This window comes from Methanobrevibacter sp. (assembly GCF_017468685.1).
Taxonomy (GTDB): Archaea; Methanobacteriota; Methanobacteria; order Methanobacteriales; family Methanobacteriaceae; genus Methanocatella.
In genome coordinates this window covers 22,607-45,521 of sequence record NZ_JAFUHT010000003.1, presented here as the reverse complement: position 1 = coordinate 45,521, position 22,915 = coordinate 22,607, and the positions used below count along the sequence as shown (strand labels likewise).

At 30.5% G+C, this 22,915-nt stretch carries 24 protein-coding genes; 10 read left to right on the top strand and 14 right to left on the bottom strand.

What is annotated here, in order from left to right:
- The coding region (locus IJ258_RS00315; RefSeq protein WP_292801474.1) for an MATE family efflux transporter at positions 1–1,257 on the top strand (1,257 nt) is incomplete at its 5' end.
- Positions 1,258–2,309: 1,052 nt separating this feature from the next.
- Here the strand turns inward: IJ258_RS00315 and cfbA (IJ258_RS00310) are convergent.
- The 3 genes from cfbA (IJ258_RS00310) to IJ258_RS00300 all read right to left on the bottom strand — a co-directional run bounded on the left by cfbA (IJ258_RS00310) (position 2,310) and on the right by IJ258_RS00300 (position 4,174).
- Positions 2,310–2,804 (bottom strand): sirohydrochlorin nickelochelatase, encoded by a 495-nt coding sequence (gene cfbA, locus IJ258_RS00310; RefSeq protein ID WP_292801472.1) that lies wholly within the window; start codon positions 2,802–2,804, stop codon positions 2,310–2,312.
- Positions 2,805–2,901: 97 nt separating this feature from the next.
- Positions 2,902–3,804, bottom strand: a complete 903-nt coding sequence (gene cfbA / locus IJ258_RS00305) for a sirohydrochlorin nickelochelatase (RefSeq protein ID WP_292801470.1) — start codon at positions 3,802–3,804, stop codon at positions 2,902–2,904.
- Positions 3,776–4,174: a Zn-ribbon domain-containing OB-fold protein gene (locus IJ258_RS00300; RefSeq protein ID WP_292801468.1), complete on the bottom strand. Its 399-nt coding sequence runs from the start codon at positions 4,172–4,174 to the stop codon at positions 3,776–3,778. Before IJ258_RS00300 ends, cfbA (IJ258_RS00305) begins: the two co-directional genes overlap by 29 nt.
- A 171-nt stretch (positions 4,175–4,345) precedes the next feature.
- Here IJ258_RS00300 and IJ258_RS00295 point away from each other — a divergent pair, with 171 nt between their 5' ends.
- Entirely contained in the window at positions 4,346–5,299 is a 954-nt protein-coding gene (locus IJ258_RS00295; RefSeq protein ID WP_292801466.1) for a hypothetical protein, read from the top strand.
- Positions 5,286–6,137, top strand: coding sequence for a hypothetical protein (locus IJ258_RS00290; RefSeq protein ID WP_292801464.1), 852 nt, complete (start codon positions 5,286–5,288; stop codon positions 6,135–6,137). Before IJ258_RS00295 ends, IJ258_RS00290 begins: the two co-directional genes overlap by 14 nt.
- On the opposite strand, the gene IJ258_RS00285 is transcribed toward IJ258_RS00290, so the two are convergent.
- Genes IJ258_RS00285 through IJ258_RS00270 form a run of 4 tightly spaced genes read right to left on the bottom strand, consistent with a single transcriptional unit; the run spans position 6,134 to position 9,616 of the window.
- Positions 6,134–7,396 (bottom strand): magnesium transporter, encoded by a 1,263-nt coding sequence (locus tag IJ258_RS00285; protein WP_292801462.1) that lies wholly within the window; start codon positions 7,394–7,396, stop codon positions 6,134–6,136. The genes IJ258_RS00290 and IJ258_RS00285 overlap by 4 nt on opposite strands.
- A 33-nt stretch (positions 7,397–7,429) precedes the next feature.
- Complete coding sequence (locus IJ258_RS00280) at positions 7,430–8,026, bottom strand: potassium channel family protein (protein WP_292801460.1); 597 nt, start codon at positions 8,024–8,026, stop codon at positions 7,430–7,432.
- Positions 8,027–8,037: 11 nt separating this feature from the next.
- Positions 8,038–9,111 (bottom strand): precorrin-3B C(17)-methyltransferase, encoded by a 1,074-nt coding sequence (gene cobJ, locus IJ258_RS00275; RefSeq protein WP_292801458.1) that lies wholly within the window; start codon positions 9,109–9,111, stop codon positions 8,038–8,040.
- Positions 9,112–9,118: 7 nt separating this feature from the next.
- A complete protein-coding gene (locus IJ258_RS00270) occupies positions 9,119–9,616 on the bottom strand; it encodes a hypothetical protein (protein ID WP_292801456.1) in 498 nt (165 codons plus the stop codon).
- A 144-nt stretch (positions 9,617–9,760) separates the two neighbouring features.
- On the opposite strand from IJ258_RS00270, the gene IJ258_RS00265 reads away from it, so the two are divergent.
- On the top strand, positions 9,761–11,542 hold the full coding sequence (locus IJ258_RS00265; protein ID WP_292801454.1) for a DNA-directed DNA polymerase II small subunit: 1,782 nt from the start codon (positions 9,761–9,763) through the stop codon (positions 11,540–11,542).
- A 9-nt stretch (positions 11,543–11,551) separates the two neighbouring features.
- Positions 11,552–12,127: a class II aldolase/adducin family protein gene (locus IJ258_RS00260; RefSeq protein WP_292801452.1), complete on the top strand. Its 576-nt coding sequence runs from the start codon at positions 11,552–11,554 to the stop codon at positions 12,125–12,127.
- Here IJ258_RS00260 and IJ258_RS00255 read toward each other — a convergent pair.
- Complete coding sequence (locus IJ258_RS00255; protein WP_292801450.1) at positions 12,124–12,291, bottom strand: Met repressor; 168 nt, start codon at positions 12,289–12,291, stop codon at positions 12,124–12,126. The two genes, IJ258_RS00260 and IJ258_RS00255, sit on opposite strands and share 4 nt — an antisense overlap.
- Before the next feature lie 145 nt (positions 12,292–12,436).
- On the opposite strand from IJ258_RS00255, the gene IJ258_RS00250 reads away from it, so the two are divergent.
- Positions 12,437–12,685, top strand: coding sequence for a UPF0147 family protein (locus IJ258_RS00250; protein WP_292801448.1), 249 nt, complete (start codon positions 12,437–12,439; stop codon positions 12,683–12,685).
- 44 nt (positions 12,686–12,729) lie between these two features.
- On the opposite strand, the gene IJ258_RS00245 is transcribed toward IJ258_RS00250, so the two are convergent.
- Positions 12,730–13,743, bottom strand: a complete 1,014-nt coding sequence (locus IJ258_RS00245; RefSeq protein ID WP_292801446.1) for a cobalt-precorrin 5A hydrolase — start codon at positions 13,741–13,743, stop codon at positions 12,730–12,732.
- Entirely contained in the window at positions 13,740–14,777 is a 1,038-nt protein-coding gene (locus IJ258_RS00240; RefSeq protein ID WP_292801444.1) for a cobalamin biosynthesis protein, read from the bottom strand. The genes IJ258_RS00245 and IJ258_RS00240 overlap by 4 nt, the downstream gene beginning before the upstream one ends.
- 64 nt (positions 14,778–14,841) lie before the next feature.
- On the opposite strand from IJ258_RS00240, the gene IJ258_RS00235 reads away from it, so the two are divergent.
- Together IJ258_RS00235 and IJ258_RS00230 are read left to right on the top strand one after the other, a co-directional pair.
- A complete protein-coding gene (locus IJ258_RS00235; RefSeq protein WP_292801442.1) occupies positions 14,842–15,324 on the top strand; it encodes a DUF2299 domain-containing protein in 483 nt (160 codons plus the stop codon).
- Between the two features lie 643 nt (positions 15,325–15,967).
- Entirely contained in the window at positions 15,968–17,134 is a 1,167-nt protein-coding gene (locus tag IJ258_RS00230; protein ID WP_292801440.1) for a Cdc6/Cdc18 family protein, read from the top strand.
- Here IJ258_RS00230 and pyrB read toward each other — a convergent pair.
- The 3 genes from pyrB to hisG are packed head-to-tail and all read right to left on the bottom strand — an operon-like array spanning position 17,127 to position 19,409.
- Entirely contained in the window at positions 17,127–18,062 is a 936-nt protein-coding gene (pyrB, locus tag IJ258_RS00225) for an aspartate carbamoyltransferase (RefSeq protein ID WP_292801476.1), read from the bottom strand. The two genes, IJ258_RS00230 and pyrB, sit on opposite strands and share 8 nt — an antisense overlap.
- Positions 18,055–18,552 carry a flavodoxin domain-containing protein gene (locus tag IJ258_RS00220; protein ID WP_292801438.1) on the bottom strand — a complete coding sequence of 166 codons (498 nt, stop codon included), beginning with the start codon at positions 18,550–18,552 and terminating at the stop codon, positions 18,055–18,057. Before IJ258_RS00220 ends, pyrB begins: the two co-directional genes overlap by 8 nt.
- A complete protein-coding gene (gene hisG / locus IJ258_RS00215) occupies positions 18,549–19,409 on the bottom strand; it encodes an ATP phosphoribosyltransferase (protein ID WP_292801436.1) in 861 nt (286 codons plus the stop codon). Before hisG ends, IJ258_RS00220 begins: the two co-directional genes overlap by 4 nt.
- Positions 19,410–19,659: 250 nt before the next feature.
- Between hisG and IJ258_RS00210 the strand changes: the two genes are divergently transcribed.
- Positions 19,660–19,866 carry a histone family protein gene (locus IJ258_RS00210; protein WP_292801434.1) on the top strand — a complete coding sequence of 69 codons (207 nt, stop codon included), beginning with the start codon at positions 19,660–19,662 and terminating at the stop codon, positions 19,864–19,866.
- Between the two features lie 43 nt (positions 19,867–19,909).
- Positions 19,910–21,214, top strand: a complete 1,305-nt coding sequence (locus IJ258_RS00205; protein ID WP_292801432.1) for an amidohydrolase family protein — start codon at positions 19,910–19,912, stop codon at positions 21,212–21,214.
- Here the strand turns inward: IJ258_RS00205 and tfrA are convergent.
- The gene (gene tfrA / locus IJ258_RS00200; protein WP_292801430.1) at positions 21,207–22,850 is read right to left on the bottom strand and encodes a fumarate reductase (CoM/CoB) subunit TfrA; all 1,644 of its coding nucleotides are present in this window, start codon (positions 22,848–22,850) and stop codon (positions 21,207–21,209) included. The two genes, IJ258_RS00205 and tfrA, sit on opposite strands and share 8 nt — an antisense overlap.
- Positions 22,851–22,915 lie beyond the last annotated feature (65 nt).

Genomic DNA, 22,915 nt, shown 5'->3' with positions numbered 1-22,915 from the left:
CCTAATTTACCTTTTAGGGCAATTCTTCTTGCAAATATTGTTAACATATGCTGTGATGTATTATATATGGGTGTCTTTAAAATTGGATTGGGTGGTGCTGCATTAGCTACTACAACCGGCTATGCAGTAGGTTCCATATTCATATCATATTACTTCTTTAAATCAGAACGTACTTTGCAGTTTATCAGATTAAAATTAAACTCCATTTTTGCATATCTCAAAGAGATTATCACTTCAGGTTTTTCTTCAGCCTCAACCCAACTGTATTTAACTTTAAAATTATTTGTTTTAAATTCATTGATAGGAATTTATATTGGAAAGTCAGGTTTGGTTGCATTTGGAATCTGTTATAATAGTCTATTTATTTTGTATATGTTTTTAATTGGAACTGCTCAAACAATGTCTCCAATCGTATCAGTTTACTTTAAAGAGGAAGATTATTCTGGAGTTAACTTTATTCTTAAAAGATCTTTGAAGATTGTTTTGGCTTCAAGTCTGATACTGTCAGCATTATTTATTGTTTATCCTCAATCCTTGCTAATGTTGTATAGTGTTAAAAATCCTGCTGATGTTCCTGTTGTATTGAATGCTTTAAGGATATTTGCAGTAAGTTATGTTGGAACAGCTATTACATTTTTATATACTTTCTATGCTCAGGCTATTCAGGAAAATACAATTTCAACCTTAATTTCATTATTGGAAGGTTTTATTCTTCCTGTTGCATTGTCATTTGGATTGTCCGCAGTGTTGGGTGGAGATGGAATTTGGATTTCCTTTGCAATTGTTGAAGCAATAACCATCTTATTTATATTTACATATTCAAGATATTACAATAAGAAGAGTAATGGAGAATATAAGGGCTTTTTCATCAATAGGATCAATGATAGTGAAAATGTGTTTGAACATACTATAAATGGCAATATTGAAGATGCTGTGAGTTTGGCTCGTGATGTTCAAAATTATTTAAAGGACTCAAAATCATCAGCAATCGTTGCTTTGGCAATCGAGGAAATGTTGGTTAATATTATCAATACTAATGAAAAGATTGATTTCATTGATGTTATTGTCAGAAACAATGAGGATAATGTTTTAGTTTCCATTAAAGATAGTGGTGTTGAATTTAATCCGATTGTTGAAAATGATGATTTGAAATTTGACAACATTGGCATGTTAAATAAAGTTGCAAGTAAAATTGATTATTCAAGGGTTTTAGGATTAAACAGTACTGTAATAACTATTGATGAAAATAATCATTAATAATAATGGAATTATAAAATTAAAATTAATAACAAAAGTTTTATTTATAATTTCAAAAATAGATTTATATGAAAAATATTTTTCAAAGAGCCCTATAAGTATACAATATTTTAATCTTATTTGGAAACATAACATCTATTTTTAAAAAATTAGTAAAATAAAGCAAGAGCTCAATAATAAGAATAGAGTTATAAAAAACCCTAAACTATTATTAAAATCGGAACCTAAAATAAATTCCTTTAACTAAACAGGTGAGTAATAATTAATTTTTTTTAATATAAATAATTTTTTAAAAAATATAAAATTACAGATTATTTAAAGAGTTAATTATGGTAAATATAAAAAATACTTTTTTTAATAGAATAAGCACTTTATAATAAGAATAGGGTTAAAAGAACCCTACAATTATTAATAGTCGAAACTAAAATTAATTTCAACAAACCTCAATATTTAATACTTATTTTTTTTAATATATAAATTTATATTATTGCATTAAAAGTAATACTTTATATAGTAAAAGTAATACATAATAGTACTCTGGAACTAATAAAAATTTAAAATAAGTTTAGGAGAAATTAAAATTATAAAACAAACCTCAAAATATATTTTTACTCCTAAAGGAGGTGAATTGATGGTAGAAATGCTTTTTGACTGCATTATTTTTTTAACAGTCACTTATGTTCCTGCCTATATCGGTTAGGGATATAACAAGCATTTCTAATTAATGATTGATATGAATCAAATCGAGGTTATAGTTTTCAAGGTGAGGATTTCTAAAAAACGAAATTCTATGAAGTGGAGTTATAATGTGTGACATTATTTGACGAATTGATTGAGTTGATTAGGTGGACACCAATCCACCATACCATCACTTAAATATCATAATAAATATTTTTAATACATTTCAAGTGAAATATCCAAGATAATAATAGTGTGAAATACAATTAATTAGGTTTTTAGATTGTAATTAAAAGTTTTTTGAAAAGAAGAATCATATCGTGCGATTAATTTAATATTTAATTTTGGCAAAAAAAGTAAAATTAATTTCAGAACTATAAGTGTTCTGAAACTCTATCTTTAATGATTTCATACAATCTTTTATCGATTCCTAACGGTTCGGTTAAAACGATTTCACCATCGAATTCAAACTCTTCATCATCATGGTCATGATGGTGGTGATGATGTCCGTGACTGTGTCCATGATCATGGTCGTGTCCGTGGTCATGATGGTGGTGATGATGACCAGATACTGCTTCAGCATCAAAATCGCTTTCTATACCAAGTAATCCCGGAATGTCCCTTTTTGTGTGAAGACCATGTGCCACGAATACTGGCACTACAATGATTTTTTCCAAATCATTTTCACTTGTTAATTTGTTAATTGTTTCAGGAATACCTGGTTTTCTGATTTCCATGAATCCGTATTCTACAGGATATTCTGGAAATTCCTTTTCATACATTTCTTTATAAGCTTTAATTACTTCTTCACCATCATCCAATCTGGAACCGTGGCTTAAAAGTAAAACTCCTGTTTTCTTATCAGACATGTTTTATCATCCGTTAATTTAATTATAATTAATTTTTAAGTTAAATTCATTTAAGTTATCTTGATTGAAAAATTTTTCAAAAAAATATATGATAAACTTATAATTTCTCATTTATCATATCAGCTAAAATGTCTATTAGTATATCATCAGCTTTTATTGGCTCCGGATATAATATTTCACCGTCAAACTCAACAGGAGTCAAATCATGCTCATGGTCATGGTCTCCATGGCTGTGACCGTGTGAATGTTCATGAGATTCTAAAAATCCTAAGATATGTGGAATGTCATGGGTTGTGTGCATTCCAGGAGCAATAAATACAGGCACTACAACCAGTCTTTCCAAATCGTTTTCATCTACCAGTTTATCAATAGATTCCGGTATGCTTGGACCGCATAATTCCATGAAACCAAAACTTGATGGGTATTTGCAGGTTTTTTCGAACTTATTGTATAATTCTGTTGCAAATTCCTTATTGTAGTTTAATCTTGACCCATGGGTTACAAGTAGAATTCCGGTTTTCACATCTCCAAGCTTGGACTCTGATAGAGCTTCTAATATTCTCTTATCAATAATATCTAAGAGCTTGTCTCTCGGACCGATTGATGGCAATAATTCTATTTCACCATCAAAGTCAACATCAGGAGCAATTGAGAGATAATGTTCAGCTGGGTAATTGCCGTCAGGACATCTCGGATCGGTTTCTAAAGGTTCAAGGCCTAACAATTGTGGAATGTCAATGTTAGTGTGAATTCCTGGTGCTAAAAATACTGGTAGGGCAATGATTTTTGCCAAATCATCCACTTGTCCTTTCAATATTTCTACAGCACCTGCAATTGTAGGCTCAGACACTTTCATGTATCCGATTTCAGTTGCTATGCCTGTTTTTTTGATAAATTTCTCTTTAATTTCTGTAAATACTTCTTCAGCATATGGCAAGGTACTTCCGTGGCTTACAAGTATTACAGCAGTATTATTTGATAACTTTGAATTTATATCCATAGGAGATTACTCCATCCTCTCCATCTTCTCTTACTCTTCTAAATACCATTTCTACATCGTCACCGATTTCTAAAGTTTCAACATCACAATCTACTAATTGTGAGGTTAATTTTGCACCTTCTTCAAGTTCAATTACAGCTACAGCATATGGAGCTGATTTTTTAAAGTCATCAGGTGCTGATCTAATTACTGAGTAAGTATAAATTTTACCTTTTCCGGAAAATTGGAAAGGTTCAAGATCTCCTTTTCTTCTACAATTAGGACAAACTACACGAGATGGGAAGAATACTTCACCACAAGTGTTACATTTTGAACCTATAAGATTATATCTTTGTTGTATATGACGCCATGTTCTTACAGTATCAGACATGTAATGCCTCCATAATTTTCAATATGTATAGTTTATTCGCAATAATATAAATAACTATTTTTTTTATTACTCTTTTCCACATTTTCACAAAATAGTATTAACATAATTGTGCAAAATCATACAGTCGCACTTCAACAACTAATTTATAAATTACTAGCTAAATTTTTAAAAATGAAACCTAAAAAATTAGACTCAAAAGGTAACATAATTGTTGGAACAACAGCAATTTTAGTTGTAGCTCTCTTGATAGTTTGTATTTTTGTTGTAACTACTATAAATTTTATTCAAGACTCTAATATTGACTCACAAGCAAATGATAATTTCAAATATATTATTGATGATTATTCAGCTAATTTAGAAGTTTTAGGTCGTGATGCAATTGCTGAAGCAACTCAAAAGGTATACAACGGACTGCCAGTTAGAGATAGTGAAGATCAGATTAAAAAGAATTTGAACAACCTTCTAGAATCTAAAAATGAAGAATTTAAAGATAAATATGATATTGACATTTCCTCTGAAGCATTATCTGTTGAAAATACCGATTCTCCATGGAAAGTGTTATTCAAAGTAAAACTTGAAGGCAGAAAAGGAAATGAACATTTCTCAAAAATTGTTGAGAGAAATGCCTCTGTTGAAGGTCTAAGAGACCCATTACCTATTGCAAAGCTAACGATAGCCTCCGGAATTATGGCGTATGATGATAAAATACATTACAAGACTGCATTATCTGCTTATATGCTATTACATAATTTTGACTCTCCAGAATCATATATTGAAGCAACAGCACCGTTGACTATTAAAAAATGCCCATATGACCCTTATATTCACCATGGCGACCCTGGTGTCTTAAGAGATTGTCTTGATACGGGCTATTTTCATGAAAGTGCCGACGGAAGCTGTTATTTATGCCGATTGGAAGGTAAAGGAAAATGTCCTCATTATGGTTTTGAAGTATTCATACAGACTCACACTCCACTTGGAAATGAATCTTTATCATGTTCAGACCATGTTGTGTTTGCAGACCATTATAACGGAAACAAGATAAATCCCGATGATTGGGACAGTTTGATTTTGGATAATTCTCACAGAAAAAAATACGGGTTGATTGGAAATGAAAGTTATTGAAATTGGTATAATACTAATCATAATCTTAATGATTTTTGGAGTGATTTTAACATCGATGGAAAATGCAACTGAAAAAATATCAAAACTTCAGGAAACGAATAATATGGAAAAATCAGTCAGTGAAATTGCAGACAATCTAATCAATAATCCCGGCGTACCAGATAACTGGAATGAATACAATAAGGGCACACCAGGTCTTGCAATTATAAATGATGATAATCAGGTTGTTCCGAATAGCGTCTCCTATGCAAAATTAATTGCACTTGGTAAAAATTATGATGAACTAGTATCCAAAAAACTTTTCAGCTCAAAAATACACACTTCAATGGAATTAATTCCACAAGAAAGCACAATTTCAAGTGTAAAAATTGGAGATTACGACAGCAGTGACAATGTATTTTCCATTACAAGAATGGTTAAATGTGATTTCTACAAAAGCTATGTCATTAAAGACTTTCAAAATCCCGGAAAATGCAATAAACATCACTCACAAAAAGACCATAGCTGCACGAACTTTAAAATTTTCCCTGGAAATTTAAAAAAGTCAGATTTTTATTTATTAATCGATGATGAAGAAACATATGATTTATCATATATTGTAGATACAACAAGAGTGGTTAAAGGAAGATATTGGGAAAATACATTCTCTGATATGATTTATCTAAATGATAAAATTGACTTTTATGATGATACAAGTGCTGTAGTTTTTGTTCATCTTGACAAAGCCCATCCTAAGGCCCTAATAGTTTCTGTACCAAAAAACTTTGATGTAAACTTTTTAGAATATGATTACTTTAGAACAAATGAATGTGAATTCACATTAAAGGCATGGTACTAAATTAAAACACCCAACAATAACAAAGAAATTGAAATTAAAATCAGACTGGAAATTGAATCTGTTATACTGGTTGAAATAGGAATTACAATATTATCCGGGTCTAAATTATTATATGATGTTATTGATACATAATAAACAATTATTACCATTATTGCAACTAAAATAACACCGGATAATGTTGATATTTCAACAATTTTATCAAATCCAACTCCAACAACTCCAAGTGCATATGATGAAGTTTCAGCCAAAAGACCTATTAATGGGAATACTATAACGGCTAAGATAAAGCTGATGATGAAGTTGTGAACAGCTTCTCCTTCCGGTTTTTTAAACGGTTCTACTAAACCGGAGTGAAGACCTGATGATAATCTTGCTCCTAAAATACTTATCAGACTTCCGCTTTCACCTGAAAACAGTGGAAGCAATGTTAATAAACTTGGATTTGTAAGCAATGTTTCAACAGCTGAATTTAAAACTCCACCTGCAGCACCTCCTAGCAATGAACATAAAAGCAAAACTGGTGTGGACTGTTTTAAAATAGTATTTGTCTCATAAGATAATCTGTAACAATAAATAAAACTAACAATAATGGCTATTAATATTATTACAAGGATTATTTCTTTAAATATAAAATTAAAGTTTATAGCCTGTAATATAAAAATTGATGCAATAATCGCCGGCAATGTGAATAAATCACCAAATGCTGCTATTATAGGACTGGTTATATTATCCGGATCCCAACCATGCTCAAAACTTTTAAATGAGACAAGCATGGTAATTGGAAGCATGATTAAATTTGATATTATTCCCGCTATTACACAAATCAATATAAAATCGATTAAATCAATAGAAGGTTGGTGTAGAATAATACATAATATTTTTGCTACAATAGCTAAAAATAAAGATAATACCAATGTTAAAACAAATGATGAGAATATATTATAATTTAAATCCTCTGAAAATTCAAATTTTGGTGATATTATACCGATGTGCAAGTTTGTTGATAATCTTGAGGCAAAAGAACCAAAAATGTTTCCTCTCATGCCTATTGCTCCAGGAATAATAACAAGTAAACCTGGGAATGCCTCTAAAAAGAAAGTCATCTTACCTAAGATAACACCTGCACATAAATCTCCAATTGCACAAATCAAAAGTGCAATAAGACTTTCTTTGATTATAGAGCCATGTTCTTCAACAAAATCAGGAAATGTTGAAAATACAGATAGTGGAGTGCGAATCTTCTTCTGTTTGCCTGTCACACATATCACTACCTATTATCATTTTTATCACTTCTAATCGTCTTCTAATTCTTCTGGAATATCTTCAAGTGAACAGGTTCCTGCTGCTAATTTTTCAAGTAAATCAGCACCTTCATCTGTTCCTTTTAAAATTAATGTATCATTTGGAAGTAAGGTTGTATATTTATCCGGTCCATAAATCCAGGATGTACCTCTTCTAATTGCAATAACCCTCATTCCAGTACGGTTAACTAACAATAAATCTCCTAATGTGTTATTAGCTAAATCAGAATTTTCTTCAATTGTAACCCTTACAATACTTTTATCTGATTCTTCCATAACCATTTTAAATACAGGATGTGGTTTAAAACCAATAATTACTAAATCAGCTAAATCTTTTGCAGCATTTGCTATACTTTCAGCAGCTTCTGCAATTTCAAGTAATGCGGTCAGTTTTTCTGCATCTTCATATGATCTAGCAGCAACCAGCGATTCCTTTTTAATTTCGTAATTCATGGAGTTAACTTCATTTTCAAGTGCAATAACTTCTTCAGCTGCAGTTTTACTATTGAATAAAATAGCTGAATAAGCCAAATCGACCATTAACTCCGACATATTTTTCATTTCTATTAAAAGATTTTTAATTGACAATTCAAACTCTCCTAAAGATCATTTGGATTAGTTTTTAATAAGCATGCTTTTCTAAGTTTTAATAAAGTTTTCTTTTTTGTTTTTAAATCTTCAACATCTTCTATGATATTTTCTAAAGGTTCTCTAATGTATTCAACTGTATCTTTTTGGTGTAACCAATGACAGTTAGTACAGTTCCATACACCTTTTCCTTTTATCCATTCTCCACCAGTTGAAGAGTCTCCACATGGGTAAAATGGACAATAACAGAAATCACAGTATTGACCATCAAAGTGACATGGATAAAATTCACATTCACGATTTGGTCCATGCCCGACTTCGCCATTTAAAAATTTTTCATAATGATTTTGTGATAATGGATGTATTTTTGACCTAATAACATATCCTCTTGGTGTTACTAACTTATCATCTTGAACATAAGTTATATCATTACCAACAAGTAATGTACAAGACATGTTAACAATGTCTTCAGTTAAATCTTTAACTTTAACTATTGTTGGCTTTGGAGGTTCATAAGTACTATCAATTATACCTATTAATGCATCTTCACCTTTAATGTCTAAAACACATTCTTTAAATCTTCTAAATGGTTCTTTACGTGTTTTACTAATCGGATTATAAATTGCAACAATCAAATTAGCTTCAAGAGCATATCTTAATTTTTTTTCAATTTCAGACATTGGAGTTAAGATATTACTTAAGCTAATTGCTGCAAAATCATGTAAAGGAGCACCTAAATGACTTGATGCATAATTAAGTGCTGATACTCCCGGATAAACTTTTATTTCAACATTTTCATATTTACTAACTATTTGATATAACACATTAGCCATTCCAAAGACACCGGGATCTCCGGAACTAATTAATGAAACGGTCTGGCCTTCAAGACTTTTTTTAATAGCAAACTCAGCTCTGGCTATCTCATCACCCATTCCTTTTTTAACTACTTCTTTACCTTCTATTAAGTCTTCAATTTGGTTAATGTATTTTTTATAACCAATTATAACATCAGACTCTTCAATAGCTTTTATAGCTCCTAAAGTCATGTTGTCTCTATTTTGACCAATTCCTATTACATTAATCATTTTATCACTAGTATAATTTTAAAATAGAAGTTATTGTAACTGTATCTTCATCTACTCTTAAGCCGTCTCCTTTATAGCTAGCCTGTCCAGTTGCTATTACTTTGTAAGATGGGTCCTGACTAATTACTATTTGACCAGATGTTGAATTTGGAGAAGCATAACCTAATGCCTCAATATTTACGGTTAAATTCTTGTTATCTGTATCATCATAAGTGGTTAAATTCATTGAATCAACATTGACCCCATCCACTTTCGATAGCGTTTCCATTTTAAGAGCTACATCCTTTTTATTGGTAATGTTAACTGGAGTTGGATCTTTAATCAAAGCTTCATTAACTTTTTCAGGGCTAAATATTTCTTGGATTTTTGAAATTTGCATATCAATTAATCCCTGAACATTTGGAGCTTCAGCTGTAACAATAGTATATGAACTAAAAAGACCTAATTCAAAAAATACAATAAATAACACTATTATTAATACAACTCTTAGTATTTTATTCGCCATTTTATCACAATCATAGATTATATAATATGTTAAATTTTATGTTTTATATATAATAAATCTAACTCAATATTATACGTTAAAATCAATAATGACTTTTAAAATTCTCAAAGTTTATTAACATAGAAAAATAAAATTTTTATCAATATGTCAACTAATAAAATTCTATTGAAATTTGCAAAAAAGGGAATAAACCTATCACCTGAAGCTTATGATAAAGTCATTAATGCAGAAAATCCTGTAGATTTTGCATCAAATTTAATAGTTAAATTAAAAAGCGATAAATTTACATCAAAAGACTTAGTGTCAGTTAGCGGTGAAACGGTTGATGAATTAACTGGCAAGAAAACAGCACCAGAAAGCAACAATCAGGATACTTTAATTCAGCAAAAAATCAAAAAAACACCACAACCAATAAACAAACCTAAAATTGAAAAAACAGTTAATAAAACACCACAACCAATAAACAAACCTAAAATTGAAAAAACAGTTAATAAAACACCACAAAAAGTAAATAAACCTAAAAATGAAGTACCAAAATCAGATGAAAAACCACAAGTAAAAGATACTAAAAAGCCTGATTCAATTAATGACCTTAAAAAGGAATCTGATAAACCTGAAATTTATGTAAATGAGGCTATCAAGGAAGCATCCGAAACTATTAAGGATGCTAAAATCAAGTTTAAAAGAAATGAACAGAAAACAAATGTTGAATATGATTTTAAAATCATTCAGGATACAAGTAAAAAATCATACACCAGTGGAGAGCTTGAAAACCTGATTGCATACTTTAAAAGCAGATATGAAAAGCTGGCAAATATTCTGTCCAAAAGACCCGAACTTAGAAACTATACAAAAATTTCCGACATTGATGATGGAATGGATAGTTTAAGTTTGATTTTAATGGTTAAAGAAATAAGATCCAGTAAAAATGGTCATAAGCTAATAGAATTTGAAGATGATACTGGTAGCATGACCATATTATTCTCCAATAACAATGATGAATTGTTTGCTGAAGCTGAAAAACTTGTAAGAGACGAAGTGGTGGGCGTAATTGCTAACAAAAGTGATGATCCAGGATTTGCATTCGGTCAGCAAATCATTAAACCTGGTGTCTTAAGAGTTCCTGATAAAGAAATGGACTTTGGAATAGTATTCTTATCAGACGTTCACATTGGAAGTTTAACATTCCTGGAAGATGCATTCCAAAGGTTTATCGACTGGATTAACTGTGACTTTGGAACAGAAGAACAAAGAAGGGTTGCAGAAGATGTCAAATATCTAATTATTGGTGGAGATATTGTAGATGGAATTGGTGTATATCCTAACCAAGACAAGGAACTTGCAATTAAAGATATCACAGAGCAATATAATGAGGCTGCAAGATTTTTAGGAAACATCAGAAGCGATATTAAAATTATTATTGCGCCTGGAAACCACGATGCATCAAGAGTTGCTGAACCACAGCCTGCAGTACCGGAAGAATATGCTAAAGCATTGTATGAACTTGACAACGTTGAATTCATTTCAAATCCTGGTGTCGTCTCACTCGATGGAATAAATGTTTTAATATACCACGGACGTAGTTTTGACGACTTGGTTATGGCAGTGAAAGACTTTGAATATGAAAAAAGTGAAGTTATAATGGAAGAACTATTACAGAAAAGACACTTGGCACCAATTTATGGAGAAAGAACTCCTCTTGCTTCAGAACTTGAAGATTATCTTGTTATTGATGAAGTTCCTGATGTTTTCCATACAGGACACATACACATTAACAGTTATAAAAGATATAAAGGAGTTCATTTGATTAATTCAGGTACATTCCAGACTCAAACAGAATTCCAGAAAATTTATAATATTAATCCAACACCAGCTGAAGTGCCTATTCTTCATAAAGGTAAATATAAACATTACAAATTCTTATAGAGGTTGATTATGAAAAAAAATATTGCTGAAATAATTAGTGTTTCAAATGAAATTTATGATAAAGGTTTAGTTTCAGGTAAATCCGGAAACATTAGTGCCAGATTTGGAGATGTTGTAGCGATTACTCCAACTTTAAAATCATTATCCAATTTAAACGAAGAAGATATTGTTCTTGTTGATATGGAAGGTAACGTTTTAACAAAAGGTAAACCTTCATCCGAAGTAAATATGCATTTAGAAATTTACAAAAAAAGACCTGATGTTAATGCAATTGTACACACTCACTCTCCATACGCTACAGGATTTGCTTTTTCTGATAAAAAGCTCAAAAGACTAGAAGGCTTTGGAGAAATTAAAAATCCCTATTTATCATCCATTGAATATGCAAAGCCAGGAACAGATCAACTTGCAAAAAGTGCTAGTGAAGGTATAGGCAGTGAAGACGTTTTAATATTAAAAAATCATGGTGTAATTTGTGTAAGTGACAGTTTAAAAGAAGCAATGTTGCTTGCAGTATTTGTTGAAGAGACTGCAAAAACTCAATTTATTTCATTAATGTTAAATTCAGTTGAAGATAATGTTTAATCTTCATCTGAAATTACATCGCTTTTATTTCTATTTTTCATTCCTTCTTCAATCATTTTAATGATTAATCCGGATAATGAAGTATCTTCATCAATTGCTAATTTCTTTAATTCTTTTTTTAAATCTACAGGTAAGTTTATTGTAGTTTTGCTTATATCTGACATATATAATAATTCAATTTAACTTAATATAAATTTTTCTACAAATAAATTTTCAATCACCACAAACTATTTAAATCTATTACGAACAAATATATCATTTAATAGTTATTTTACTTGTTTTAATTATTATATTTTGGAGGGAGTATAAATGAGTAATCAAGCAATCGAAGAAGTATGTGAAATTCTTGACTATATTTCAGATAATAATACTGTTCCTCGTAATATTAGAGAAGCAGCTAATCAGTCTTGTGATTTATTAAAAGATGATGAGCAAGACCAATCTGTAAGAATAAGTACAGTTTTAGGAAAATTAGATGAAATCAGTAATGATCCTAATATTCCTGTTCATGCAAGAACTTTAATTTGGGAAGTTCTTTCAAAATTAGAAGCTATTTAAATAGCTTTTTTATTTACTATTTTTTTAAAATTTAAACTTAGATATTATCCTGATGCAGCAATTGATATTGTAACGCCATCATAAGATGTTTTTTTATAAATCAGTTTAGAATCAAAACCTGCCATAATTAATGCTGATGGCTCACAGACACCATATATTCCAAATTTTGAATAAACAAAATCTGATTTACTAACATCATTTGACTGGAATAATTTCAATTTATCTAAGCTGACAAAATTAACGGGTATATCTAATTTTTCAGATAACTCCAATATTCCTTTTTCGTCTTTTTTAATTTCTGCTGAAGAAAGCATGTTAACTCTTGATGATAACATATTCAAATCGTTTAATGATTTTTTAAGACCTTCATATATGTATTTACATTCTTTACCACGTCTGCAACCAATTCCAACTACTATCTTTTTTTCCCTTAAAATTATTTTATGCTCATCCAGTGTGACATGTATTTCATCTGTATTAATTTTTGATGAATAATATATTGAAACATTAATTTCAAGTGTATTGTTGTTCAAATATTCGAATAAATAATTAAAATTTTTATTAGGATTTATTGTAATTGAAATTTCACGGCCTTCTAAAATAGATTTATTGAAAAATAAAATTTCTTTTGTATCATCTATTGATAAATATAAATCACGTGCTAAAACATCAATTCCCAATTTCTTGTTAACATCAGTGGATGTTGTAATAACAGGTGTTGCTCCAATCAATCCTGCAATTTTATTGGTTAATTCATTTGCGCCACCAAGATGACCTGATAATGAAGATATTACGAATTTTCCATTGTCATCAATGTTCAAAACTGCCGGGTCAGATACTTTTGACTCGATTAATGATGCAATTGATCTTATTAAAATTCCAGATGCCATAATAGCAATTATACCATCATATTCACTAAATAAAATTGGAAAATATTTTTTAACATTTTTATGATACAGATCACATTTAATTATTGTTGAATCTGAATTTAGTTTTTCTTTTAAACTTAAAGCCAAATCTTGACCTTTATCAGATACAGAAATTATCGCTAGTTTCATAATATCACATTAATCAATGTAAATAACAATATTATTGTTATTGTAAATAGCAAAATTGTCAGTTTGGATAAATTAACAGCTTTAGAAATATCATCTTTTGTTATAACTTTATTGTCATCACCTAAAATATAAGTATCTTTTTTAATTAATTGAATGTTTAATGCACCAGCTGTTGTTGCCATAGTAAAACCTGAATTTGGTGATGGACATTTTCTTGCATCTCTTCTCATTATTTTATATGCATTTTTTCCATCTAAATTAAGTAAAAAAGCTGAAACAACAACAAATAAACCAGCAATTCTAGCAGGAATATAATTTAAAATATCATCTATTTTTGCAGGTACATATCCGATGTTTTTCAGTTCTTCTGTTTTATAACCAAGCATTGCATCCATAGTATTTGAAATTCTATAAAACATTGGTATTAACAATAAATAATATAAATTATCATTAATTGGATAATATAATATTATTAACCCGAATATAAAATAATAAAATACTGGTGCTATATATGAATCAGTTATATTTTCAGTCAGACTTTCAATTGTGGCAGATACAATAAACGATTCTGTTAGTTCATTTGTATCACGACTTACCAGATAAGATACAAGCTGTCTTGCTTTATCAATACTCACATCAAATGCTTTTTTAACATCAACTGCAGTTTGCAATAGCATTTTAACAGAAAATGTTGAAGATAATAATATAATGAATATAATAATAAACAATAATAAATTAATTGATGAAATTAAATAAATAATATATAAAATTACACTTGAAACAATACACACTCCTAATATCACAAAAAGTCCTGATAATTTATTTTTAAATCTTATAAACTTGCTTTTGAAGAAATTAATCATAGAACCAATGATCACAACAGGATGTATTTTTGTTGGTAATTCTCCAAGTATAATATCCACTGTCAATGACAACAATAAGGCAAATATAATAAATAAAAACAAATTAAATGATGTAATACTGCTTATTTTAGTTAATAGTATATCATTAAGTAAATTATTATATTCAATCATAGTTTAATTTATATAATTAAAAAATAAATAATTTATTATAAATTTTTTTAAATAAGATGATATTATGAATCTCGAAGAAAATGTAAGACAATGGTTATCTGATGAAGATTTCCTAAGAGAAGTTAAATATGATGAAAATGCTGATTTTCACTATATCGTTGAGTTTCCAAAAGATAATATTATTGATGTTGTTAAACCGTCAGGTAAAGACTGTGTGATTATTGCCTGTGCTACTCAAGTTGCTCCACAGCATCTTGATTTAATGAATAAAGCTGATAAAAAAACTCAAAAGGATTTTATCATGGAATTGAACTTTGGGTTGAATAGTTTTTTAGTTGACTATGAACTTCAAGTTTCACAGGATATTTTGCAACAATTTGTTATTACTGATCAAATATTTGAAGATGGTTTAACTAAAAATGAATTGATTAGAACTCTTAAACGTGTTTTTAAATCAAAATTACACTGTATTTGGTTAATCGACCAGAAATTTGGTTCTTTACCTGTAAATGTAACTCATTCTAATGAGAATGATATGTTCATTTAGAGAGGGAGAGGTGTATTTCAAGTGAAACACATTTGCGGATATTCTATGGACTGAAGGGGTATATTTCAACTGTAACACTTGAAATTTATCTTTATTAATTTTGATTATTTTTTGGTTTTGACGACCTCAAATTCTTTTTTTTAAAATTTTAATTTTTTTAAACATATTTTCAATTTTTTTACACTTGAAATTCACCTCTTCATTTTTGGTTTTTTCAAAAAAACATTACACTTGAAACAGACCTCTCTGTCTTTGTGATCAATCGTGATAATTTTTTCAATGATGATGTTATTTTCATTGATTAATGGATTTTAAAGATTTTGAGTATAAATGAAATACACTTGAAATTCTTATCTTATATTTGAAATAGTTTAATTTCATATTTAAATAATATTCCTCTAAAATATTATTAATTTTATTTTTAAGAAAATATTGTTTTGTTTTGTATTATTTAATGTTATATAAATTGTTTTTATCTATTTTAAATAATTTTAATTAGTTTTTTTATTTTAATTTTTCATGATTTTATTACACTTTTATTATTTTGTAATAAAAAACTTTATTTAATAGCTATATTATATTATTAACACTGGAAATTATACTCATTACATTTTTGATATTTACTTATTATGAAGGTGAAAGAATGGGCAATATTTTTGAAGATGAAAAACTTTTTACTAAAAGACGAAAAAATTTAATTTTTAAGGATAAAAAACCTTTGGATCATAGATTTTTACCAGAAAAACTTGTACACAGAGATATTCAAATTAGAGAAATTGCTAAACATTGGGTAGATGTTTTAGATGATGTTACTCCTTCAAATGTAACTTTATATGGAAAAACCGGAACTGGTAAAACTGCAGCTTCTAAATTTGCACGTGAACAGCTTTTAGAAGTTGCTAACAAGGAAAATATTTTTGTTAGAATTGAATATATCAGATGCACAGACTTCACAACAGAATATCAGGTCATTGCTGAATTATGTAACAGGCTTGGCCGTGATGTTCCTAGTCGTGGATGGACAAAGGCAGAAGTTGTTAATGCTTTTAGAGGATTATTCAGAACAAATGCATTCGGAAAAAAATTACATTTAATTGTTATTTTAGATGAAATTGATATTTTACTTGATAAAGACGGTGACGGAATTTTATACACTTTAACAAGAACTGATAATGTAGCTGTTTTATCAATTAGTAATTATTTAGACTTTAAAAACTTAATTAAATCTAGAGTAACCAGCAGTTTAAATGATAAAGAAATTGTTTTTCCACCTTATGGAGCAGATCAATTGTCTGATATTTTAACCGAAAGAGCTGAATTGTCATTCAATGAAAATGTATTGGAAGAAGGTGTTATACCATTATGTTCAGCTATGGCTGCTAAAGAAGAAGGTGATGCTAGATATGCACTTGATTTATTAAAAAATGCTGGTGAATTAGCTTTTGATGAAGCTTGTAATGTTGTAACAAGTGATCATGTAAAAAGAGCAAAAGATAGGATAGAACATAATAAAGTTAGTGAAATTTTATCCACTTTACCACTTCAACAGCAAAGACTTCTTGAAGCTATTTTAACTTTAACAAAACAAAAAGAAGAAATAACTTCAGGTAAGCTTTATGAAGCATACACTGATATTTCTAAAAAAGATGCAGTGACTTATAGGAGAATCTTCGACTTTATAAATGAACTTGAATTATTGGGTATTATTTCCACAAACACTGTATCACGTGGACGTGGAAAAGGAAGAACAAATATAATCAAGCTTCAATGTGATGAAACTTTACTTGAAACAGCAATATATTCTATTTAGGGTTGTTTTTAATTAAAGTTTTTAATATTGCCATTCTAACAGGTACTGCATTTGCTGCTTGTGTGAAATACTTATTGTATTTTGTATCGTCCACATCAGTATCTATTTCATCAATTCTTGGTAGTGGATGCATTACTATCAAATCTTTTCCTTCTAACATATTTTTATTGATAATGTAAGCACCTTTTATTTTCAAGTAATCATCAATGTCACCAAAGCGCTCTTTTTGAATTCTGGTAACATATAATACATTTACATCATCAATGATGTCTTCAATATTTTCAACCTCTTCATATTCAACATTTGTTTTATTTAAATCATGAAGAATTTCCTGAGGCATTCTAAGTTCAGGCGGTGAAACTAAGTATATTTTCACATTATTGAATAAACTTAAAGCATGTGACAGGGAATGAACTGTACGACCAAACTTCAAATCACCTATCAAAGCAATTTTTAAATTATCAATAAATCCAATTTCATTTTTAATAGTGTATAGATCAAGCAATGTTTGTGTTGGGTGCTGCCCTGCACCATCACCTGCATTAATAACCGGAACATCAACAATATCTGATATGAATTTTGATACCCCTTCAAGTTCGTGTCTAATGACAAGTGCATCACTGTATCCTTCAAACATTTTTGCGGTATCCGCTATACTTTCACCTTTTGAAACGGAACTTGATCCGCTACTTGTAAATCCTATACATTGACCATTCAAACGTTTCATTGCTGTTTCAAATGAAATTCTTGTCCTTGTTGAAGGTTCAAAAAACATCAAACCTAATATTTTACCTTTTAACTCTTCACAAATTTCCCTTGATTTGGCAATATCTTCCAATTTGGATGCTTCATCAAGAATATATTCGATATCTTCCCTTTCAAAGTCTTTTATTGAAATTATGTTTTTTAATTTAAACATTTTAACCAACCCTTTTTTCAATCATCTTATTAATGTTATCAGCGAAATTATCAATTTCATCATAATTTAACTTTGGAAATTCTTTACCTTCCCTTTTATATTTATTTATCAGTTTGTTTATTTTTCTTTTTTCAATATAGCTTCCTTCATTAGGATTAAGTTCATAACCGAAATTTGAATGAATATAAGATGAGTTTACCAATTCTTCCGTAAATGTTTTATTGTATCTGTCCTTGTCTTTTTCACAATTTATAACCAATGCCAATGGCTTTTCCTTTAATGTCTTCATATTTTTTGAAATATACATTTTCAAGCCGCTTTGCACTTTACCCTTAAGAGCAGATCCGGCAAGTATTATGAAATTGTACTTTAGGATACATTCACTTTTAGCCATTTCAATTGGTATTAACTGCACATCTGCATTTATCTTTTCGGATAATACCCTACAGGAGATTTTAGTGTAGTTGGCATTTGTAGTATAAATTATTGCAATATTCATATGATTCTTTCAATTGGCACTACAAGAATATCCCTTGCGCCTGCATTTCTCAAGTCGTTTGTTAGTTCAAATACTTCCTTTTCATCAATCACTGCCTGAACGGCAACAGTTTTTTTATCTGACAGTACTTCAGATATTGTCAAACCACCCATTGAAGGCATTACTTCCTTGACTTTGTTCAAGTCTTCTTCATCAACATTCATCATGATCAATTTTTTGCGGTCTGCATCAAGCACTCCCTTAATGCTTGTGCTTACTGCTTCTATCAAATCTTTCTTCTCTTTTATGCTCTCATGATTGGCGATGAGTTTGATTGTACTTTCTAAAATCACGTCAATTATTTCCAGATGATTCATTTTCAATGTGGTTCCTGTGCTTGTAAGGTCAGTTATCAAATCGGCAATTCCAATGAAAGGTGCTGCTTCGGTTGATCCGCTTAGCTTTACAATTTTCAAATCGAGACCCTTTTCATTCAGGTATTTTTGTGTCAGGACAGGAAATTCTGTTGCCACTTTCATGTCACTTGTAATGTCAGCTGCTGAATTGATGTTTGATTCTTCAGGTGCTGCCAGAACCAGTTTTGTCTGTCCGAATCTCAAGTCAAGCAGTTCGCTAACGTCGGATTCGCTTTCTTCGATTAGGTCAACACCGGTTATACCCATGTCTGCAACACCGTCATTTACAAATTCAGGAATATCTGATGCTCTTGCAAACATTACCTCTATATCATCGTTAAAAGTCTTTGAAATTAATTTTCTATTGTTTTTATCAATTAATCCTAATCCTGCCTTTTCCAGGAGGTTTATTGAAGGTTCACTTATTCTTCCCTTGGAAGGAATAGCAATTTTAATTTTCATCATTTCCACTCAAATTTTTTTATATACTGATTATTATATTGATTTAAACATATTTATAAGTACTTTTTTTAAATAGTAATAATTTTTATATCTTTTATTCTTATAGTTTAATAATAATTTAATCTTATTTTTAAATACTGGCAAGATTTATCAAAATATTTAAATATAAAGATATCTAATATTGTTATTTAACTTATTATTAAATTTAGTAATAATAAGTTTTAACTGAATTTAATGCGAGGTGAAAAACATGTCTGAAATACCAAAAGCTCCTGTCGCTAGAATCATCAAAGAATCTGGTGCAGAAAGAGTAAGTGAAGATGCAAAAGCTGAATTAGCTGCATACTTAGAAGAAGTTGCTCGTGATGTTGCTAAAGAAGCTAACAATGTTGCAAAAATCGCAAAACGTAAAACTGTTAAAGCAGAAGATATTAAATTAGCTATCAAAAACTTATAAATAGTTTTTAGCTAACTTTTTTTATTTTTTTAAGGTGTTATTTATGAGCGATAATACTATTTTAATCAAAAACGCATTAATTTTAAACCCGAATAATTTTGAAGACAAAAAACAATCCTTATTGATTAAAGATGATTTGATAGCTGAAATCGCAGATGAAATAGATGATGACAAAGCAGCTAAAATCATTGATGCAGAAGGAAAAATCCTGCTTCCAGGATTAATTAATACTCATACTCATTTATCCATGACTTTATTTAGAGGATTAGCAGACGATTTAAGTTTGGATAGCTGGCTAAACGATCACATATGGCCAATGGAAGCTAACCTCAATGGCGATTACTGTTATATAGGTGCCTTGTTAGGTGCTGTTGAGTTAATCAAGTCAGGAACAACCACATTTTCCGACATGTACTTCTACATGGAGGATGTGGCCCGTGCAGTTGAAGATGCAGGAATCAGAGCAGTACTTTCATATGGAATGATTGATTTTGGAGATGCTGAAAGAAGAGAAGCGGAACTTAAAGAGAATTTGGATCTGTTCAATTCATGCAATGGAATGGCTGACGGAAGAATCAAAGTATTCTTTGGACCCCACTCACCATATACAGCATCCGAAGAACTGTTAATTAGGACTCGTCAATTAGCTGATGAACATAATATGGGAATTCATATTCACGTTTCTGAAACCGAAAAGGAAATCAATGATATTTCACAGGAAAAAGGTTTAAGACCATTTGAATACTTGGATAAAATCGGCTTTTTAGGTCCTGATGTTGTTGCAGCACACTGTGTATGGCTGAGTGACAATGAGATTGAAATAATTAAAAAGCATGATGTTAAGGTTTCCCATAATCCATGCAGTAACATGAAATTGGCATCAGGTATATCTCCAGTTTCAAAACTGATTGAAAATGATATCTGTGTTTCAATAGGTACTGACGGTGCTTCTTCAAATAATAATCTGGACTTGATTGAAGAGTTAAAAACAGCAAGCCTCCTTCAAAAGGTAGCTACTTTAGATCCAAAGGTATTGTCATCTGATGAAGCAATTGAAATGGCAACAATCAAAGGTGCTGAAGCACTAGGTCTTGATTCAGAAATTGGTTCAATTGAAGTCGGTAAAAAAGCAGACATAATCTTAATTGATACCAATGCTGCCAACATGGTACCGGACAGTTCATCCTTAAGTTCCAACATTATTTACTCTGCAAATGGTTCAAATGTTGATACTACCATATGTAATGGTAAAATATTAATGGAAAACAAGGAATTGACTTTCTTGGATGAACAAGAAATTTTTGATAAAGCCAAACAGGCAATAAAAGAATTAAAAGAAGCTATCTAGCTTCAAATTCTATTTTATTTTCACTTAACACAATACTTTTCTTCCATTCATCATTAGTTTCAGGAAAATCGCTTCTGAAGTGTGCACCACGGCTTTCCCTACGCAATATTGCTGATTTCACAGACAATATGCAGATTTCAACCATATTTATTACTTCAAGTGCGGTGACCAGATCTGTATTGTATTGGCTTTTATCGCTAACATCTAAATTATCTAAGTCTTTTTGCATTTCCTGAAGTTGTGTTAACGCTTCGTTTAAAGTTTTTTCTTCCCTTACGATAGCTACTTTTTCCCACATTAGCTTTTTGATATTGTTTTTGAATTCCTGAGGTTTGATTGAACCTTTTTTAATTAGGCTTTCAATTCTTGAAGCTTCATCTTTAACTTGATTGTCGTTTGTTTTAAGTTCACTTTCCTTTGCAGCCTGTGATGCGCTTACACCGGCAATCTTACCGAACACCTGTGTATCTGCCAGTGCATTACCGCCTAAACGATTGGCTCCATGAACTCCTCCGCAAACTTCTCCAGCTCCAAATAGGTTTTTGAGTGATGTAGAAGCATCAGTATTAATTTTTAAACCGCCCATGAAATGATGTGCTGTTGGAGCGACTTCAATAGGTTCATGTTTGATGTCCACACCGACATTTTCAAATTGCAATACCATTGTCTCGAGCTTTTCATCAATATAATTATCATCCAGATGAGAAATGTCAAGGTATACTCCACCGTTTTCAGTTCCTCGCCCTTCAATGATTTCCTGATATATTGAACGTGCAACCACATCACGTGTTGCCAATTCCATCTTTTCAGGAGCGTATTTGCTCATAAACCTTTCACCTTCCTTGTTTATTAGTTTTCCTCCTTCAGCCCTTACGGCCTCTGTTACGAGAACTCCTTTTTTGGATTCGGGTGTTACCATTCCGGTCGGGTGGAACTGTATTTGTTCCATATCTACCAGTTGGGCTCCGGCTCTGTAGGCTATTGCAAAACCATCTCCATTCTTTTGGAAGGTATTGGATGTTACAGGGTATAATTGGCCAGCTCCTCCACTTGCTAGAATAACGGATTTTGCCTTGAAATATATTAAGCTTGAATCTTTAAGGTTTAAACCGGTTGCACCTATTACTTGGTCGTTGTCGGTTACAAGTGAGGTAATCATCACTTCTTCGATGCATTCAATGTCTCTTTTGATGATTTCCTCTTTAAGTGCATTCAACAGTTCTGCACCTGTCCTATCTCCTTGGTAACAGGTTCTTCTGTAACTTTGTCCGCCGAATGGTCTTTGATCGATTTGACCGGATTCCTGTCTGTCGAACAATGCTCCATAGTTTTCAAGGTCAACTAGTCTTTTTGGTGATTCATTAACAAGTATTTCTACCAGTTTTTCATCATTTAAAAAGCTTCCACCTTTCATAGTGTCTTTAATGTGTGCTTCTATTGAATCATCTTTGTCAACAGTTTTAAAAACTGCATTGTATCCTCCTTCTGCCATTCCGGTACAGCCAGACCTAAATGACAATCCTTTTGACACGATTGTTGCTTTTAAACCTGCATCATCAACTTCAATAGCTGCCCTTGAACCTGCTCCACCAGATCCGATAATTAATACATCTGTTGAGATAGTTTTTATTTCCATTTCTATTACCCTGTAAAATTGTTATTGTTGTACTCTTTATAATTAATTGTTAATATATTTTTAAT

What these genes read in the sequence shown, in the direction of transcription:
- cfbA (WP_292801472.1), bottom strand. Translation starts at nt 2,804, where the DNA reads ATGTCTGATAAGAAAACAGGAGTTTTACTTTTAAGCCACGGTTCCAGA.
- cfbA (WP_292801470.1), bottom strand. Translation starts at nt 3,804, where the DNA reads ATGGATATAAATTCAAAGTTATCAAATAATACTGCTGTAATACTTGTA.
- IJ258_RS00300 (WP_292801468.1), bottom strand. Translation starts at nt 4,174, where the DNA reads ATGTCTGATACTGTAAGAACATGGCGTCATATACAACAAAGATATAAT.
- IJ258_RS00295 (WP_292801466.1), top strand. Translation starts at nt 4,346, where the DNA reads ATGAAACCTAAAAAATTAGACTCAAAAGGTAACATAATTGTTGGAACA.
- IJ258_RS00290 (WP_292801464.1), top strand. Translation starts at nt 5,286, where the DNA reads ATGAAAGTTATTGAAATTGGTATAATACTAATCATAATCTTAATGATT.
- cobJ (WP_292801458.1), bottom strand. Translation starts at nt 9,111, where the DNA reads ATGATTAATGTAATAGGAATTGGTCAAAATAGAGACAACATGACTTTA.
- IJ258_RS00270 (WP_292801456.1), bottom strand. Translation starts at nt 9,616, where the DNA reads ATGGCGAATAAAATACTAAGAGTTGTATTAATAATAGTGTTATTTATT.
- IJ258_RS00265 (WP_292801454.1), top strand. Translation starts at nt 9,761, where the DNA reads ATGTCAACTAATAAAATTCTATTGAAATTTGCAAAAAAGGGAATAAAC.
- IJ258_RS00260 (WP_292801452.1), top strand. Translation starts at nt 11,552, where the DNA reads ATGAAAAAAAATATTGCTGAAATAATTAGTGTTTCAAATGAAATTTAT.
- IJ258_RS00255 (WP_292801450.1), bottom strand. Translation starts at nt 12,291, where the DNA reads ATGTCAGATATAAGCAAAACTACAATAAACTTACCTGTAGATTTAAAA.
- IJ258_RS00250 (WP_292801448.1), top strand. Translation starts at nt 12,437, where the DNA reads ATGAGTAATCAAGCAATCGAAGAAGTATGTGAAATTCTTGACTATATT.
- IJ258_RS00245 (WP_292801446.1), bottom strand. Translation starts at nt 13,743, where the DNA reads ATGAAACTAGCGATAATTTCTGTATCTGATAAAGGTCAAGATTTGGCT.
- IJ258_RS00240 (WP_292801444.1), bottom strand. Translation starts at nt 14,777, where the DNA reads ATGATTGAATATAATAATTTACTTAATGATATACTATTAACTAAAATA.
- IJ258_RS00235 (WP_292801442.1), top strand. Translation starts at nt 14,842, where the DNA reads ATGAATCTCGAAGAAAATGTAAGACAATGGTTATCTGATGAAGATTTC.
- IJ258_RS00230 (WP_292801440.1), top strand. Translation starts at nt 15,968, where the DNA reads ATGGGCAATATTTTTGAAGATGAAAAACTTTTTACTAAAAGACGAAAA.
- IJ258_RS00220 (WP_292801438.1), bottom strand. Translation starts at nt 18,552, where the DNA reads ATGAATATTGCAATAATTTATACTACAAATGCCAACTACACTAAAATC.
- hisG (WP_292801436.1), bottom strand. Translation starts at nt 19,409, where the DNA reads ATGAAAATTAAAATTGCTATTCCTTCCAAGGGAAGAATAAGTGAACCT.
- IJ258_RS00210 (WP_292801434.1), top strand. Translation starts at nt 19,660, where the DNA reads ATGTCTGAAATACCAAAAGCTCCTGTCGCTAGAATCATCAAAGAATCT.
- IJ258_RS00205 (WP_292801432.1), top strand. Translation starts at nt 19,910, where the DNA reads ATGAGCGATAATACTATTTTAATCAAAAACGCATTAATTTTAAACCCG.
- tfrA (WP_292801430.1), bottom strand. Translation starts at nt 22,850, where the DNA reads ATGGAAATAAAAACTATCTCAACAGATGTATTAATTATCGGATCTGGT.